Here is a 15145-nt window from a genome sequence, read left to right on the forward strand (position 1 = left end):
GGTGCTCCCGGGACCCTTTGACGCGCGTATTCTTCCAGCGCCCGCCGAAGACCGGAAAGATCAGGTTCAGCGGCGGCTCAGCAGAGCGTCGGCGGAGCCGGGCAGACGCTTCCCCACCAGTGACCGCAGTGCGGGGAAGGCCGCCGTGTCACCGACCAGCGCCCCGCCGAGGAGAACACCCCCGTCCTCACTCAGCACGAGCTTGGCGTAACGCCTCTCACGGAGGTCCTCGACGGCGAACTCCACCGCCCCCGCGGTGCGCGCGTGGGTGTCGCCGAAACCTGCGACGTGGACCCCGGCCAGCTTCAGGCGCGCGGACAGATCGGCTCCGCCGAACGGCCTCACCGCTCCCCCGGTCAGCTGGGCCGCCACCGTGTCGGCCATACGGTAACCGGGCGCGACCAGTCCGTGGGGGCGGCCCCCGGCCGCCGCGCAGTCCCCGATCGCCCATATTCGGGGATCGGCGGTACGGCAGTACTCGTCGACGAGGAAACCGCCCCGCTCCCCCGTGGCCAGACCGGCGGCACCGGCCAGTTCGTCGCGTGGCCGGACACCGGATGCGAACACCACCAGGGAGGCCTCCAGGGCGGTCCCGTCATGCAGCCCCACGGACCGCACCCGTCCGCCGGGACCGGCACGCAGCGAGCGGACCGAGACACCGCAGCGCATCGCGATGCCGCGAGCGCCCACCAGCCCTGCGAGCAGTTCACCACCGCGCGCGTCCAACTGGGCCGGCATCGGCCACGGCGCCTGTTCCAGGATCTGCGGGCGCATGCCCAGTGCCCGCAGGCCGGCCGCCGCCTCCAGCCCGAGCAGTCCGCCGCCGATCACGACGGCCGGGTCACCGGGCCGCGCGGCGGCACGGATTCCCTCAAGGTCGTCCAGGGTGCGATAGGTGAAGCAGCCCGGCAGTTCGCGGCCCGGGACCGGGGGCACGAAAGGACGCGCCCCGGTGGCCAGTACCAGGGCGTCGTACCGCCAGACGTCGCCGTCCGCGGTGACCACCTGCGCGCGCCGCCGGTCCAAACGGACGACACGAGTGCCGAGGCGCAGCCGCACCCGGGGGGTGCGGAGCGGCTCACAGCCGGCCAGCAGAAGGTCCCGGGCGTCCCGGCCCTCCAGACAGGAGGTGAGGGAGACACGGTCGTACGCGGGCCACGGCTCTTCCCCCAGGACGACCAGCCGCCATCGCCGACCGGGATCGCCCGCCCGCAGCCGCTCCACCAAACGGTGGGCGACCATGCCGTATCCGGCGACGACGAGGGTCCGGGCCATCACGCCCCACCCTCTCCGAGGAGTCCCGCCAGACGGCGCGGCCCGCCGTCCACCGGCTCCACCGCACCGGAGCGTGCTCCTCCGCCGAGCGCCAGGACGTCCCGCGCGCAGCCTCCGCAGCCGGTCGTCGCCCGGGTGGCCGCGGCCACCGCGGCCAGGTCCCGGGCACCGTCCCGCCAGGACCGCCGCACCTCGGCCCGGGTGACACCGCCGCAGAAACAGACGACATCGTCCTCCGCCGGGCCTCCCCGATCGTCCGCGGGAGGGGTCCCGAGCAGCAGCGACAACCGGTCGGAAGGCGCCGGGAGGTCCTGGTCGTACAACTGGGCGACGGCGGCGATCGCACGGGGCAGGCCCAGCAGCACGGCACCGTGGACGCGCCCCTCACGGAGGACGAGCCGGGCGTACCGGCCGCGTGTCCGGTCCATGAGGGTCACGACCTCGTCGGCACAGTGCCCTTCCCCCGGCGCGTCCGGTCCCCCCAGCACCGCCAGGTCGATCCCCCGCGCCCGCAGCCGGACAGCGGAGCGGGCCCCCCGGAACCGGGCCCGGCCTCCGGTGAGCAGCCGCGCCAGGACATCCGCCTGCTCCCAGGCCGTCAGGACGCTTCCACCCGCGGTGCCCTGGTACTCCGCGCAGTCGCCGATGGCACGGACACGGGGATCGCTGGTGCGCAGTTCCGCGTCGACGACGACACCGGTACGCACCGCCAGCCCGCAGCCGCGGGCCAACGAGGTCTCGGGCACAGCCCCGGCGCACACGACGAGGTGGCGGGCGGGCACCTGCCCGCCGTCCTCGAGCAGCAGGGTGCCGGATCGGTACGCCAGGGGCGTTCGGCCCGGCAGCATCCGCACTCCCAGCCGTTCGAGCCGTTCGGTCAGCAGGAGCCCGGCGGGCGCGTCGAGCCGGTTCTCCATCGGGTGCGGAGCGGGGTGGACCAGGGTGACATCGTGGCCGGCGCCTCGCAGGTCCACGGCGGTCTCCACGCCCAGCACCCCCGCGCCCAGCACGACCACGCCCGGCCCCTGCGTGCCGCCCTTCCCGGCACCCGTCGGACCCGTCCCCGGCGCCGAGGCGATCCGCAGGCAGTCGTCGAGCGTGCGCAAGGCGGTCACCCCGTCGGCGGGGGCTCCGTCCGGGGCCCGCAGTCCGGGCAGGTCCGGCAGGTGCGGCCGGGCGCCGGTGGCGAGTACCAGCGTGTCGTAGGGGTGTGAGCCGCCGTCGTCGGTGTGCACCAGGGCCCGCCGCCGGTCCACGCCGGTCACGGTGACGCCGTCGCGCACGTCGGCGCCCTCGGCGACGGCGGGCAGTGTCAGGGCGGGCGGCCTCAGCCGTCCACCGAGCACCTCGCCCAGCAGGGAACGCTGGTACGCGGGGCGGTGCTCGGCACCGAGGACCCCGATCCGCCCCCGGTACCCGTACCGGCGCAGGAGCTGCACGAGTCGGTGGGCGGCCGGTCCGTGGCCGACTATCACGATGCCCGCCCTCATGCCCCGGCCTCCCCGGGCTCGACACGTACGGCGCACACCTTGAACTCGGGCATCCCGCTTCGCGGGTCCAGCGCCGGATTGGTGATCAGATTGGCCCGGCCGGACATCGGAAAGTGGAAGGGCAGGAAGACGGTGTCGGAGCGCATCGTGTTCACGATCCTCACCCGGGCGGTCAGACGTCCGCGCCGCGAAGTGACGACGGCGAGCGCCCCTTCCGAGAGCCCTGCCCGGGCCGCCGTGTCCGGGTGCACCTCGACGCAGACCTCCGGCACGGCCCGGAGGAGTTCGGGGACACGACGGGTCTGCGTGCCGGACTGGTAGTGGGCGAGCGCGCGTCCGGTGGTGGCGGTCAGCGGGTACTGCGCGCAGGCCGTCTCGGCGCTATCCCGGTGGTCGACCGCGGCGAACCGGGCGCGCCCGTCGGGGTGGGCGAAGCGGTCCAGGAACAGCCGGGGCGTACCGGGGTGGGGGCCGGCGCCTTCCGGCTGTTCGGGGCAGGGCCAGTACAGGGCCTCACCGGCGTCCAGCCGCTCGTAGTCAATGCCCGAGTAGTCGGCGGGGCCGCCCCGGGAGGCCCGGCGGAGCTCGTCGAACACCTCGCGTGGCGCGGCCGGGAAACGGCTTGCCGGCTGCCCCAGCCGGACCGCCAGGGCCTGGATGACCTCCAGGTCCCCGAGAACCCCGGCAGGAGGGTCCTGCAGTCGGCGGCGGCGCAGTACGCGGCCCTCCAGGCTGGTCAAAGTCCCCTCCTCCTCAGCCCACTGGGCGACCGGCAGCACCACGTCGGCCAGTTCGGCGGTCTCGGAGCGGAAGAAGTCCGCGACCACCAGCAGGTCGAGTCCGGCGAGCCGGTCTCCGACCCGCCCGGCGTGCGGAGCCGACACCACCGGGTTCGACCCGAAGACCAGCAGGGCTCTGGGACCGTCCGGCTCGCCGAGGGCGTCCAGCAGCTCGTACGCGCTGCGCCCCGGCCCCGGCAGCGAATTCGGGTCCACGCCCCACACCCGTGCCACGTGCTCGCGCGCCGCCGGGTCGTCCAGTCTGCGGTAACCGGGCAGCTGGTCGGCCTTCTGGCCGTGCTCGCGCCCGCCCTGGCCGTTGCCCTGCCCGGTCAGGCAGCCGTAGCCGCTGCCCCGCCGGCCGGGCAGCCCCAGGGCCAGGGCAAGGTTGATGAAGGCGGCGGTGGTGTCGGTGCCCTTGCTGTGCTGCTCGGCCCCGCGCCCGGTGAGGATGTACGCGCGGCGTGTGCGGGCCAGCATCCTGACCGCCTCGCGCTGTTCCCCGGCGGGCACGCCCGTGACGCGCTCGACCCGCTCCGGCCACCACGCCAGCGCCCTCTGCCATGCCTCGTCGAATCCGCTGGTGCGCTCTTCCACGTAGCCCAGGTCGCACCATCCCTCGGTGACCGCGATGTGCAGCAGACCGAGTGCCAGGGCGAGGTCCGTGCCGGGCAGCGGTTGCAGGTGCAGGGCCGACGCCTCGGCGGTCCTGGTGCGGCGCGGGTCGATGACGACGAGGTCGGCCCGGTCCAGGTGGCGCATGAGCGGCGGCATGGTCTCGGCGACGTTGGCGCCGGCGAGCAGGACGGTGTCGGCCTCCGCCAGGTCGGTCACCGGGAAGGGCAGGCCCCGGTCCACACCGAACGCGGCGTTGCCGGCGACGGCGGCCGAGGACATGCAGAACCGCCCGTTGTAGTCGATCTGGCTGGTACCGAGTGCCGTCCGGGCCAGCTTGCCCAGCAGATAGGCCTTCTCGTTGGTCAGCCCGCCCCCGCCGAAGACCGCGACCCCGTCCGGTCCGTGGTCCCGCCGTACGCGTTGCAGCCCGGCCGTGACCGCGTCCAGCGCGCTGTCCCAGTCCGCTGGGAGGAGCCGGCCGTCCCTGCCGCGCAGGAGGGGATGGCGCAGCCGGTCCGGAGCTTCGAGCACGAAGGGCGCCGTCCAGCCCTTGCGGCACAGCCCGCCCCGGTTGACGGGGAAGTCGGACGGCCGGACACGCACAGTGCCGTCCTCGCGGCTCAGCCGGGTGCCGCATTGCAGGGCGCAGTACGGGCAGTGCGTCCTGACCCGCCGTGGTCCGGTCATGTTCCCGCCCTCCTGACCGCCCCGCGTCCACCGCGCGCGGAACCCGGGTAGACCTTCCGGACCACCACGACGCACACCGCGTAGAAGGCGAGGAAACCCCAGAACGCCTTGTCGCCGGTACCGGAGGAGGCGTACGAGGACCGGAAGGCCATGTTGATGGCGACTCCGCCGAGCGCACCGACGGCTCCGGCTATGGCGATCGCCGCGCCGGAGAGTCTGCGGGCCCGGGCGAAGGCACGTGTCGCGTCCCGGCCTGCCGCGACCTCGCGTTCGGCCCCGAGGCCGAAGACCACGGGGATCATCTTGTAGGTGGAGCCGTTGCCGATCCCGCTGAGGACGAACAGAGCGGTGAAGCCGGCCAGGAACAGGCCCAGCGACTCGCGTGCGGAGGCGACCAGCAGCAGCGCCGTGCCCGCGAGCATGCCGATGTAGGCCCACAGGGTGACCCGCCCCCCACCCCACCTGTCGGCCGCCCAGCCGCCGAACGGGCGGGCCAGCGAACCGATCAGCGGCCCGAGGAAGGTCAGCCGCGCCGCCTCCAGCGGGGTGGAGCCGAACTGGAGCTGCAGTACGAGGCCGAACGCGAACCCGTAGCCGATGAACGAGCCGAACGTACCGACGTAGAGCAGGGAGATCCACCAGGTGTGGCGTTCTCGAACGGCCTCCCGCTGGGCACCGGGGTCGGTGCGCACGGTGTCGATGTTGTCCATGAACAGGGCCGACAGCAGGGCGGCGACCCCGATCAGGGGCAGGTACACGGCCACCACGTACGAGGGGTGGGTGCTGCCCGCCGTCGCGATCACCAGCAGCCCCACGATCTGAACCACCGCCACGCCGAGGTTGCCGCCGCCGGCGTTGAGGCCCAGGGCCCAGCCCTGAAGGCGCTGTGGGTAGAAGCCGGTGATGTTGGTCATCGAGGAGGCGAAGTTGGCGCCGCCCGCACCGGCGGTCGCGCCGATCAGCAGGAACACCCACAGCGGTGTGCCCGGGCGCTGGATGAAGTACAGGGTCGCCAGAGTGGGAACGAACAGGACGGCGGAGGCGAACACGGTCCAGTTGCGGCCGCCGAAGCGGGTCACCGCGTAGCTGTAGGGCAGCCGCAGCACCGCGCCGACCATCGTCGGGACGACCACCAGCAGGAACTTCTCCCCGGCCGAGAATCCGAAGCCGGTCTCCGGGGACATGAACAGCACCAGCACCGACCACAGGCTCCACACGGAGAAGCCGATGTGCTCCGAGAGGATCGACAGGATCAGGTTCCGGCGTGCGACGAGTCTGCCGCCGGCCTCCCAGGCCGCCTCGTCATCCGGGTCCCAGTTCCTGATGTGACGGCCGCGGCCCTCCGGGCGCGGGGCCCCGGATCGTCGCGCGGCCCGGTCGCCGTTCGGAGGGGCTCCGCCCGGCGGGCGCGTGTCCACGCCGCCGGAACCGGCTGGGCCACTCCGTCCGGTCGGCTTCCGGACGCCGGTGAAGGCGTCCGGGCGCAGAGTCACGACCGGCCTCCGTCCACGCGGCCGAACCGGGGACGGGGGAGCGGATGGAACGGCGGGGTTCGTCTGGCAGGCATCGTCGGCATGTCTCCCTACGGCGTCAGAGGCGAGGGGAAGGGCGGGCCGGATCTGTCGCGGAAGGCCCGGACGGGGCCTGGTGTCCCGGGCTCGTCAGCACCGTAGACGAGCCGACGGCCCGCCGGTGGTCCACTCGCGAGTGGATCCTCTGGTCCACCGCCGGACCGCGGCCGGCGGACCGGCGACGGCGACGGCGACGGCGACGGCGAGAGGAATTCCACCTTCTGCGCATATGGGATTTCCGTGCTCCGGGGCCGGGGTTTCCCGAAAACCCTCCGACAAGTCCGTGCTGCCCGAGAATAAGGACCGGCCCGCGCCCGGAGGCTTGAAAACCACTAATACCGACAATATTCTGACAGACATAAGCAGCCCACTACGGAAGTGGACACCACTCGATGCAGAGGACCCGACCGGCCAGGCCGTCACGGAGCGCACCGTCGCCCGGCTCTCCCCCGCCTCCGGACGGTTCACCGGAAGGCGGTGCCGCCCGGCCCCGGGGGCCGGCGATAGCGGACCCCGCGACCACCCGGAGAAGTGCCGTACCGGGACTGCCCGCGCAGCCTTCCTTCCAGGGTGTGCCACCGCCATAACATCGGCCTCACCGCCGTCCGTGCGCCCGGCGCGGCGAAGCCGGGTGCCCCGGAGAACACAAGTGGACGCCGACCGATCACACCGGTTGCGTTTTCGCCGAGGGCGAAAACGGGGGAAGGCAAGGACACGCCCGATGACCTCAGAAATTAATTTCTGGTTCAACTACTCTTGTCCGTTCAGCTTCCTGACGCGCCGACTGCTCCTCGAGGCGGCCCTGGGAGCAGGTGTACGGGTCCGGTCGCACCCCTTCGAGCGGCAGGCGGGAATACAGGACACCGCCCTTCCGCAGCGGATTTGGGAGAACACCGTCCTGCCCCTGGCCGAAAGGCTCGGCGTTCCGGTCGGCGAAACGCCGCCGGCGACGGGGACGGACACCCGGCCGGCCTGGCTCGGATACCGGTACGCGTGCGCCCGCGGACGCGGGGAGGCCTACAGCGACCAGGTCTTCTCCGCCCATTTCCAGGACCGGGCCGACATAGGCGACCTCACGACACTGGAGTGGCTCGCGAACCGCGCGGGCCTCGACCCGGACGAGTTCCGCGCAGCCGTGACGGCGCGGAAGTACGCCGAGTGCCATCGGCCGGCTCCGGAGGAGGCGAAGCCCCTGGTCGTCCTGACGCCGACGATCACCGACGGGCACCTGCGCATCGAGGGGGTGCCGACGGCGGAACAACTTCACCGGCTCCTGGGAGGCTCCGGAAGCGGACGGCCCTCACCCACCGGAACAGGTACCCTTCCCGAGCGGGCGGGCGCGCCTGGCCGGCCGGCCGGTGGACGGCGGAACGGCATTGTCGTCGAGGCGGTCGAGTGCGAGCTCCACCAGTTGCGTGAGACTCTCGGCGCACCCCTCGGGCAGGCGGCGGAGCAGCCGTGCACGTGCGGACGCCGCCGATTGCGCCACCAGCCCGGCCGTCCGGGCACCCTCCTCCGTCAGACAGACCCAGGAGCTTCGCCCGTCACACAGGTTCGCCTCCCGGTTGACGTACCCGGCAGCCGCGAGACGGTGCACGATGTTGCTGGTACCTCCGGACGACAGTCCGCAGCCGACCGTGAGCCCGGTCGGACTGAGGCGCCGCCCAGGAGCCGCGTACAGAGCCAGCAGTACGTCCGCGTCGATTCGGGTCAGGCCGGCGTCTTCGGCGGCGTCGGCGGTGACGGCGTCCAGCAGCTGGGCCAAGCGGATGACGTGCCGCGCCAGCCGATCCGGCATGTCGGGGCATTCCAAGAGCGTTGAGCCGACCATGATCTCCCTCCCGCACGGCGAGATTCCCGCCGTATCGCTCATTGTGCCATTCACCCCTTTTATTCGAATTGGGGGTAATTGCACAAAACAGGATTCCCGCTCGATATTTCCTGAACAATAATATTATTTATCAAAGCTATTCATGTTCTCCTTGATCCCATGCGACCGACCACCCTCCTGCACGGGCTTCCCGGATGAGTTCGCACGGAAGGGGAAGCGTCCGGCGCCCCGCCGGGTTGCCGCCCTGCGGGTCGCGCGCGAACGGCCGTCCGCCGACGAGCGACGGCGAGCCGAGGGAGTGCTACCTGTTCCCGCGAACCCTCAAGCGCGTCCGGACACACAATGACCGATTTGACTAGCTCATCGTGACGACTTTCTTTCGGAGCGCGACGACCGGCGAGGCCGGCCGACGCCCCGGACGGAGATCCCGGGTGGGCGACTGTGCGCGACGCACAGTCGCCCACCGCTCACGCCCAGTCCTGCCCACCGCGATCATCCCGCCGCAGGGATGGGGCCACAAGGAGGATGCCGACAATGACCGCCAAGTCCGCACAACCGGACGGATTGTTGGGGGATTTCGGAAGCCCGCGCCAACAGCTCCTCAGCGCGGTGCACGTGTTACCCGTCGACTTCCTGCACACGGCCGATTCGCCGCGAGCCGTTCTCGAGAACACCGAGCACTTACGTGTCCTGGCCATGGCGGGGGAGGCTCTTCCGCCCATCATCGTGCACCGCCCCACCATGCGGGTCATCGACGGCATGCACCGGCTGCGGGCCGCCGTCCTGCGGGGCCGGACGGAGATCGAAGTCCGGTTCTTCGACGGCAGCGAGGATGACGCCTTCGTCCTGGCGGTGGAGTCCAACATCGCCCACGGGCTCCCGCTGAAGCTTGCGGAACGCTGCGCCGCCGCCCTGCGCATCCTGGCCTCACATCCGCACTGGTCCGACCGGGCGATCGCCGCTGTGACGGGGCTGTCCGCGCAGAAGGTGAGCTCGTTGCGGCGCAACATGCCGAAGGCCCCGCTACCGGCCGACGCGCGAGTCGGCCGGGACGGAAGGGTGCGTCCACTGAGCACCGCACAGGCCCGCAAGGAGGCGAGTCGCCTGCTCTCCTCCTTCCCCGAGATGTCACTGCGGCAGATCGCCAGGCGGACGAGGCTCTCCCCGAGCACCGTCCGGGACGTGCGCGACCGGATGCAGCGGGGCGAGGACATCGTGCCCAGGCGCCACCGGAAACCCGCCCTCGCTCCCCGGCGGTCCGTACCGTGCGAGACCGAGCCGGGCGGGCCTGTCGTCGTACGGTCCCGCACCGGTCTGACGGCCAAGGCCACCGCGGACCACTGCGCACAGCCCGAAGCCGCACAGCCCACACCGGATCCGGTCGCCCTCTACCACAGGCTCTGCCGGGACCCGGCTCTGCGGCAGAGCGAGGTGGGACGCCGGCTGCTGCGCCTGCTCAGTCTCCTTCAGACGTCCTCCGAGGAGTGGAACGCCCTGGTCGACGCGGTGCCCGCGCACCGCACCGGCGTCGTCGCCGACCTTGCGCTCGAGTGCGCCCGAACGTGGCAGTCGTTCGCCGACCAGGTGAGGAGACAGGGGTCCTGACGGGCAGGGCCGGGAGGGCCCGGAGCGGTGGAAACCCGACGCTTCGGGTCCTCCCGGCCCAGGCCCTCTCCGTGTCGTCGTCCGGTGACCGCTCAGTAGCGTACGGAGCGCAGTCGGGGCCCGTACGGGGCGGAGTCCAGCCAGCGACCGGCCCGGGGCCACAGAGGTGCGACGGCCGCCGCCGTCCACTGCGCCGCCCGCTGCACCGGGCTCCGGGCCAGCAGGTGGTCCAGGGCGATGCCCGCGGCCCGTACGTTGCGTTCCGCGGCATCCCGCCGGCGCCGCGCGTACTCCCCGGTGTCTCCCTCGTGCACGGCGCGGGCGGCTTCCACCGCGTCGGTGATCCCGGAGTTCATCCCGCGTGCCCCGAAAGGCGGCAGCAGGTGGGCCGCCTCACCGGCCAGCAGCACGCGCCCGGTGGCGTCGGCGAGACTGCCTGCGATCCGTTGATGGAACCGGTAGACCGACACCCAGGTGACGCGCGCGTCGGGCACCTGGGGCAGGACGTCGGGCAGCCACCGGGCCGGTTCCCCGGCGATCCGCCGCGCATCATCGCCCGGACGGCACTGCACGTCCACGCGCCAGCCGCCGCGGAAGGGGACCAGCAGCACGTTGCGTCCGCCCGCCGCCGGGTGGCGGTAGTGGAAGACGCGCTCGGCCGGGGCGGGCTCCGGCCCGTCGGCGACGTCCACGACGACGAACTCGGCCGCCGCGGTGGTGCCCTCCAGGGCAACGCCCACCTGTTCACGGACCCGCGACCGGGCCCCGTCCGCCCCCACGACGTACGCGGCGTCGTACGCGGCACCCGAGCCGGTGCGCACCAGCACCCGGTCACGGCGCGGCACCACCGAGGCCACCGGATCCCCCCAGACGGACACCACGCCCGCCCGGTCGCAGGCCTCGCGCAGCAGATCCTCGACCACGGTCTGCGGCAGGCTGGTGAAGGGCGGGGAGGCAAAGGCTCCGTAGCTGCGGGCGTACACCTGCTTTCCGCCCCACAGAGTTCTTCTGGTGGACCACACCAGCCCTCGCGCCGCGACGGCCTCCCCCAGCCCCGGGCTGATGCCCGACAGCCGGTCCAGAGTCGCCCGGTGCACGAAGAGGGCGCGGCTGCCGGGGCGTGTCTCCCCGCGCGGGCGGGCTTCCAGCAGGACGGTCTCCATGCCCCGGGCCCTGGCCGCGAGAGCCGCGCTCAGGCCCACCGGGCCCGCGCCCACCACGGTGACGTCGGTCACCGTGGTGGGCGCGGGGTACGGGCGGTGCGCACGGAGGGGACGACGGCCGGGTTGAACCGCTCCTCGACGTACAGCGGCGCCTCGTCCGCCAGCGACAGCAGGTAGACGCGCCGTACGGCGGAAACGGCGGGTGCGGAGCCCGGCCAGGGGCACAGGGCGATCTCCAGCGGCACCCGGCGCGGCGCGGCACACCGCACCGCCGCGGAGACTCCGAGCGGGACGGTGCGTCCGGTGACCGCTCCGGCCAGGCGGGGATCGCCGGGCAGCCTCCCGGTCACCAGGTTCCGGGAGACCACCATCCCGCGCGGGCCGATGAGTTCGCTGCGGCGGATCAGGTACGGCTCATCCGCGTGCGGCTCGTGCAACCGGCGAGAGCCGCCGGGGACGCGGCCGGACGCCGACGGCGGCGCGGCGGCCGTGCTCTGCGCGGTGACGAACAGCCGGAGCCTGCGGCCCAGGCGCTCCTCCAGCAGTTCCGTGGTCGACCCGTCCAGGCGCAGCAGGCGGCGGGTGAACACGTCGGTGAACTCCTCCGCCGGCACACCCCGCGGCGGGACGCCGTCCGCGGGCGCCGGGAGGGCGGGTGCCGTGGCCGGCTGCGCGGCCACGGCACCCGGAGCCGGACCGGACAAGGTCACGACGAGGGCGCGTAGTTGCCCGGGACCAGCCGCTGAGCGATCGCGAGCCGGTTGTAGCTGTTGATCGTCACGATGGTCCAGATCAGATGGGCCAGCTGCTCCTCGCCGAAGACCTTCAGGGAGCGCTCGTACACGTCGTCCGGCACCTGGCCGTCGTGGACCAGGGTCACGGCCTCGGTCAGCTCCAGGGCCGCACGCTCGCGCTCGGAGAAGAAGGGGCTCTCCCGCCAGGCGTTCAGCGCGTAGATGCGCTGCTCGGTCTCCCCCGCCTTACGGGCGTCGATGGTGTGCATGTCAATGCAGAAGGCACATCCGTTGATCTGGGAAGCGCGGATCTGCACCAGGTAGCGGATGGCGGCCTCCACTCCGGCTTCCTCGGCCGCCTTGTCGGCCGTGGCGTACAGGCGGCCCATGGCCGAGTAGGCGGCGGAGGAGAGTTCGCTGAGGTCCAGACGCTCACTGATCTTGGTGGTCATGGACCGAACGCTATGAAAGGCACTGGCAGTTGCACCAGTGTGCAACACGCCGGGTGGACACCTTCCCCCCGTCGCGCACGGCTGTGCGACGGCGGTGTGCACGGTTGCGCGACGGCGGTGTGCACGGCCGCCGGGTGGCGCTTGACAGCCCAGATACCTCACTGAAAAGTTAAATTCCGCGCTGAGGGGCGGCGATCCCGCGCCGGGCCTCTCCGCACCCTTGTGCACTTGTCTGCATCTCGACCCCACCGCGGCCTCCCGCGTCCTCGCAACACGCTCAAAGGCCGTTGCGTGCGGCACTGCGCCACCGCCGGCTCCACGAATTCCGGCCCGCCGGGTCTGCGCACCACAACCGGCGGACCACCGAACCGGCTTCCGGGGAGTCCCACCCCCGGAAGCCGGTCTCCGGCACGCTCCAGAGGCTGACCGACGAACGGTTTGGACGGATATGACCGAGCTGACAAACGTCCCAGCGCAGGGCGGCGAACCGCCGAAGCCCACCGAGTACTTGCGTGACATCCTGCGCTGGCACTTCGATCCCGCGACCGGCTCCCCCTTCTGGCTGGCGAGGGCCAGGACCCTGGACTTCGACCCGCTCACCGACATAACCGATATCTCCGACCTGCGCCGCTTCCCGGACGTCAGCGACGATCTGCGCACGGTCCCCGTCGAGGACCTGGTTCCCGCAGGTCTGAAGGGCCGGAGTTTCGAGGTATTCGAATCCGGCGGCACCGTCGGCGCCCCCAAGCGAGTGGTCGACAGCACCGCCCGCGTAAGGAACATCGACTGGGTCAGCACCGTTCTCGCGGAGCACGGCTTCCCCGAGCGCGGGCACTGGCTGCATGTCGGCCCGACCGGTCCCCACGCCGTCGGCCGCAGCGTGCGCCGCCTGGCCCAGCTGCGCGACGGCATGTGCTTCACACTCGACTTCGACCCCCGCTGGGTGAAGCGGCTGATCGGCTCCGGCCGCACGGACCTGGCCGCCGAGTACCGCGAGTACCTGCTCGACCAGATGGAACTCATCGTCAGCACCCAGAACATCACGGTCCTTTTCATCACCCCGCCGGTGCTGGAGGCGGTGTGCGCACGCTCCGGCCTGTACGAGCGCCTGGCTCGCTCGCTCAAGGGCATCCTGTGGGCCGGCACCAGCATCAGCCTCGAGACGCTGCACCAGATCGAGGAGACCTTCTTCCCCGACGCCACGGTGGCCGCGATATACGGCAACACCATGATGGGCGTCGCCCCGCAGCGCCCGCGGGAGGAGGGCGACGCCCACCCCTGCGTCTTCCGGCCCTACGTCCCGCAGTCGATCGTCGAACTCCTGGACCCGCAGACGGGCGAACCGGTCGCCTACGGAGAACGGGGCCAGGTGCTCGTCCATCAGATGAGCCGGGACCTCTTCCTGCCGAACCTGCTGGAGCGCGACACCGCCATCCGCGTCCGGCCGGCCACCGGGGACGACGTCGACGGCCTCGCCGACATCGCACCTCTGCGCAGCGCGGATGCTCCCAAGGTCGTCGAGGGGGTCTACTGATGCCGGACCGGCAGCCCTTCATCGGCCCCGTCATCGGCGGTCGCGGCACCGAGAGCCGCGACCGCGCCGAACTGGCCGCCCTCGACGGCGCACCGCTGGCCACGATCGGGCTGGCCCCGCAGCTGCTCGCCCAGGCGGCCCTCAACCGCGTCCGGGCCTCGGCGGACGGCTCTGTACCGCCGCCGGAACTGTTCGCCACCGCCGGAAAGCTGTTCGCCACCGCGGAACTGGAGGGCGAGACCCCCCAGGAGTACCGGCGCCGGGTCGTCATGGCGACCGGCACCCCTGCCGGGGCCATCACCCGCGCCATCGACGGCATCGGCAACTCCCTGGGCATGGTCGAGCGGCTCAACCGGGCCGAGCTGCCCGCCCCCTTCGAGGTACCCGGCTACAGCACTCACTGGGTGCCCCGTGGTTCGTTGCTGGCCGCGGTCGTCCCCAACAACCACCCCGAGCCCAACGTCACCTGGGTCCGCTCCCTGTCCATGGGCATGAGCGTGCTCGTCCGGCCGGGGAGCAAGGACCCCTTCACCCCCCGCCGGCTCCTGGCCGCCCTGCTGGCCGCGGGACTGGACCCGGACAAGGCGGCGTTCCTGCCCGGCGGGCACGACATGGGCGAGCACCTACTGGCCCAGACGGACCTGGGCCTGGTCTACGGCGGCCCGGCCGCCGCGGCCCGCTACGCCGGCCGGGGTGACGTCCTGGTCCGCGGCCCCGGCCGGAGCAAAGCCCTCGTCGGATCAGGCGCCGCACAGGACGACGGCCTCCTCGACGACCTGGTCCGGTGGATCGCCGACGACGGCGGAGTGCGCTGCAACAACATCTCCCTGGTCCTCACCAGCGGCCCCGCCGAGCCCCTCGCCGAGGCACTCGCCGAACGGCTGGCGGCCCTGCCGGTGCTGCCCGTCCTGGACGAGCGCGCCACGCTGCCGGCCACCAGCCGCGGCAACGCGGAGGCCATGGCCGAGTACCTGGCCGAGCTGACCGCCGAAGCGGTCGACCACAGCAGCGCTCGCTACGGCGGATCGCCGGTCGCCGACCCCGGCGACGGCACCGCCGTCCTGCGGCCCGTGGTCGTGTCCGTGAACAGGCCCGACGCCTCTCCGGCGGGCACCGAACTCGGTTTCCCCTTCGTCGTGGTGGCCCCGTGGAACCAGGACGACGGCACCGGCCCGCTGCGCGAATCCCTGGTCGTCAGCCTGCCCGACGAGCACGCCTCCCTGGCACCGCGGGTCCTGCGCGAGCCGTCGGTCCGCAAGGTGGTCACCGGCCGGGTCAAGCCCTGGGCCGGCCTTCCCGAAACACCGCACGACGGCAGCCTCGCCCAGTTCCTGCTCGAGCCCAAGGGACTGGTCACTGCCGAGGCAGAGAGCTGATATCCACTGACGGCCCCGCAGTCGGCCCCC

Annotated in this window: 11 protein-coding genes and 1 pseudogene; 4 read left to right on the forward strand and 8 right to left on the reverse strand. The window is 72.4% G+C overall.

The window, feature by feature from the left end:
- Positions 1-66: 66 nt before the first annotated feature.
- The 4 genes from IQ279_RS07900 to IQ279_RS07915 are packed head-to-tail and all read right to left on the reverse strand — an operon-like array spanning position 67 to position 6174.
- Positions 67-1275, reverse strand: a complete 1209-nt coding sequence (locus IQ279_RS07900) for an NAD(P)/FAD-dependent oxidoreductase (protein WP_206347622.1) — start codon at positions 1273-1275, stop codon at positions 67-69.
- Positions 1275-2765 (reverse strand): FAD-dependent oxidoreductase, encoded by a 1491-nt coding sequence (locus IQ279_RS07905; protein WP_241027771.1) that lies wholly within the window; start codon positions 2763-2765, stop codon positions 1275-1277. Before IQ279_RS07905 ends, IQ279_RS07900 begins: the two co-directional genes overlap by 1 nt.
- Positions 2762-4849 carry a molybdopterin oxidoreductase family protein gene (locus IQ279_RS07910; protein ID WP_206347623.1) on the reverse strand — a complete coding sequence of 696 codons (2088 nt, stop codon included), beginning with the start codon at positions 4847-4849 and terminating at the stop codon, positions 2762-2764. The genes IQ279_RS07905 and IQ279_RS07910 overlap by 4 nt, the downstream gene beginning before the upstream one ends.
- The gene (locus IQ279_RS07915; protein WP_307792267.1) at positions 4846-6174 is read right to left on the reverse strand and encodes an MFS transporter; all 1329 of its coding nucleotides are present in this window, start codon (positions 6172-6174) and stop codon (positions 4846-4848) included. Before IQ279_RS07915 ends, IQ279_RS07910 begins: the two co-directional genes overlap by 4 nt.
- 967 nt (positions 6175-7141) lie before the next feature.
- Here IQ279_RS07915 and IQ279_RS27850 point away from each other — a divergent pair.
- Positions 7142-7594: pseudogene (locus tag IQ279_RS27850) on the forward strand (DsbA family oxidoreductase); the annotation flags it as partial.
- A 126-nt stretch (positions 7595-7720) separates the two neighbouring features.
- Here the strand turns inward: IQ279_RS27850 and IQ279_RS07920 are convergent.
- Positions 7721-8293 (reverse strand): MarR family winged helix-turn-helix transcriptional regulator, encoded by a 573-nt coding sequence (locus IQ279_RS07920; protein ID WP_206347724.1) that lies wholly within the window; start codon positions 8291-8293, stop codon positions 7721-7723.
- Positions 8294-8860: 567 nt separating this feature from the next.
- On the opposite strand from IQ279_RS07920, the gene IQ279_RS07925 reads away from it, so the two are divergent.
- Positions 8861-9856: a ParB/RepB/Spo0J family partition protein gene (locus tag IQ279_RS07925; RefSeq protein WP_307792263.1), complete on the forward strand. Its 996-nt coding sequence runs from the start codon at positions 8861-8863 to the stop codon at positions 9854-9856.
- Between the two features lie 92 nt (positions 9857-9948).
- Here the strand turns inward: IQ279_RS07925 and IQ279_RS07930 are convergent, their stop codons facing one another.
- The 3 genes from IQ279_RS07930 to IQ279_RS07940 form a co-directional block, all read right to left on the reverse strand.
- Positions 9949-11091: an FAD-dependent monooxygenase gene (locus IQ279_RS07930; protein ID WP_206347625.1), complete on the reverse strand. Its 1143-nt coding sequence runs from the start codon at positions 11089-11091 to the stop codon at positions 9949-9951.
- Positions 11088-11609 carry a hypothetical protein gene (locus IQ279_RS07935; RefSeq protein WP_307792264.1) on the reverse strand — a complete coding sequence of 174 codons (522 nt, stop codon included), beginning with the start codon at positions 11607-11609 and terminating at the stop codon, positions 11088-11090. Before IQ279_RS07935 ends, IQ279_RS07930 begins: the two co-directional genes overlap by 4 nt.
- Before the next feature lie 116 nt (positions 11610-11725).
- A complete protein-coding gene (locus IQ279_RS07940) occupies positions 11726-12205 on the reverse strand; it encodes a carboxymuconolactone decarboxylase family protein (protein ID WP_206347627.1) in 480 nt (159 codons plus the stop codon).
- 448 nt (positions 12206-12653) lie between these two features.
- Between IQ279_RS07940 and IQ279_RS07945 the strand changes: the two genes are divergently transcribed.
- Positions 12654-13739, forward strand: coding sequence for an AMP-binding protein (locus IQ279_RS07945; RefSeq protein ID WP_206347628.1), 1086 nt, complete (start codon positions 12654-12656; stop codon positions 13737-13739).
- Positions 13739-15115, forward strand: a complete 1377-nt coding sequence (locus tag IQ279_RS07950; RefSeq protein WP_206347629.1) for an aldehyde dehydrogenase family protein — start codon at positions 13739-13741, stop codon at positions 15113-15115. Before IQ279_RS07945 ends, IQ279_RS07950 begins: the two co-directional genes overlap by 1 nt.
- The last annotated feature ends 30 nt before the right edge of the window (positions 15116-15145 follow it).

Source organism: Streptomyces verrucosisporus (genome assembly GCF_017114865.1).
GTDB lineage: Bacteria > Actinomycetota > Actinomycetes > Streptomycetales > Streptomycetaceae > Streptomyces > Streptomyces fenghuangensis.

Excerpts from the sequence above, each read along its gene's own strand:
- IQ279_RS07900 (WP_206347622.1), bottom strand. The coding sequence starts at position 1,275 with ATGGCCCGGACCCTCGTCGTCGCCGGATACGGCATGGTCGCCCACCGT.
- IQ279_RS07905 (WP_241027771.1), bottom strand. The coding sequence starts at position 2,765 with ATGAGGGCGGGCATCGTGATAGTCGGCCACGGACCGGCCGCCCACCGA.
- IQ279_RS07910 (WP_206347623.1), bottom strand. The coding sequence starts at position 4,849 with ATGACCGGACCACGGCGGGTCAGGACGCACTGCCCGTACTGCGCCCTG.
- IQ279_RS07920 (WP_206347724.1), bottom strand. The coding sequence starts at position 8,293 with ATGAGCGATACGGCGGGAATCTCGCCGTGCGGGAGGGAGATCATGGTC.
- IQ279_RS07940 (WP_206347627.1), bottom strand. The coding sequence starts at position 12,205 with ATGACCACCAAGATCAGTGAGCGTCTGGACCTCAGCGAACTCTCCTCC.
- IQ279_RS07945 (WP_206347628.1), top strand. The coding sequence starts at position 12,654 with ATGACCGAGCTGACAAACGTCCCAGCGCAGGGCGGCGAACCGCCGAAG.
- IQ279_RS07950 (WP_206347629.1), top strand. The coding sequence starts at position 13,739 with ATGCCGGACCGGCAGCCCTTCATCGGCCCCGTCATCGGCGGTCGCGGC.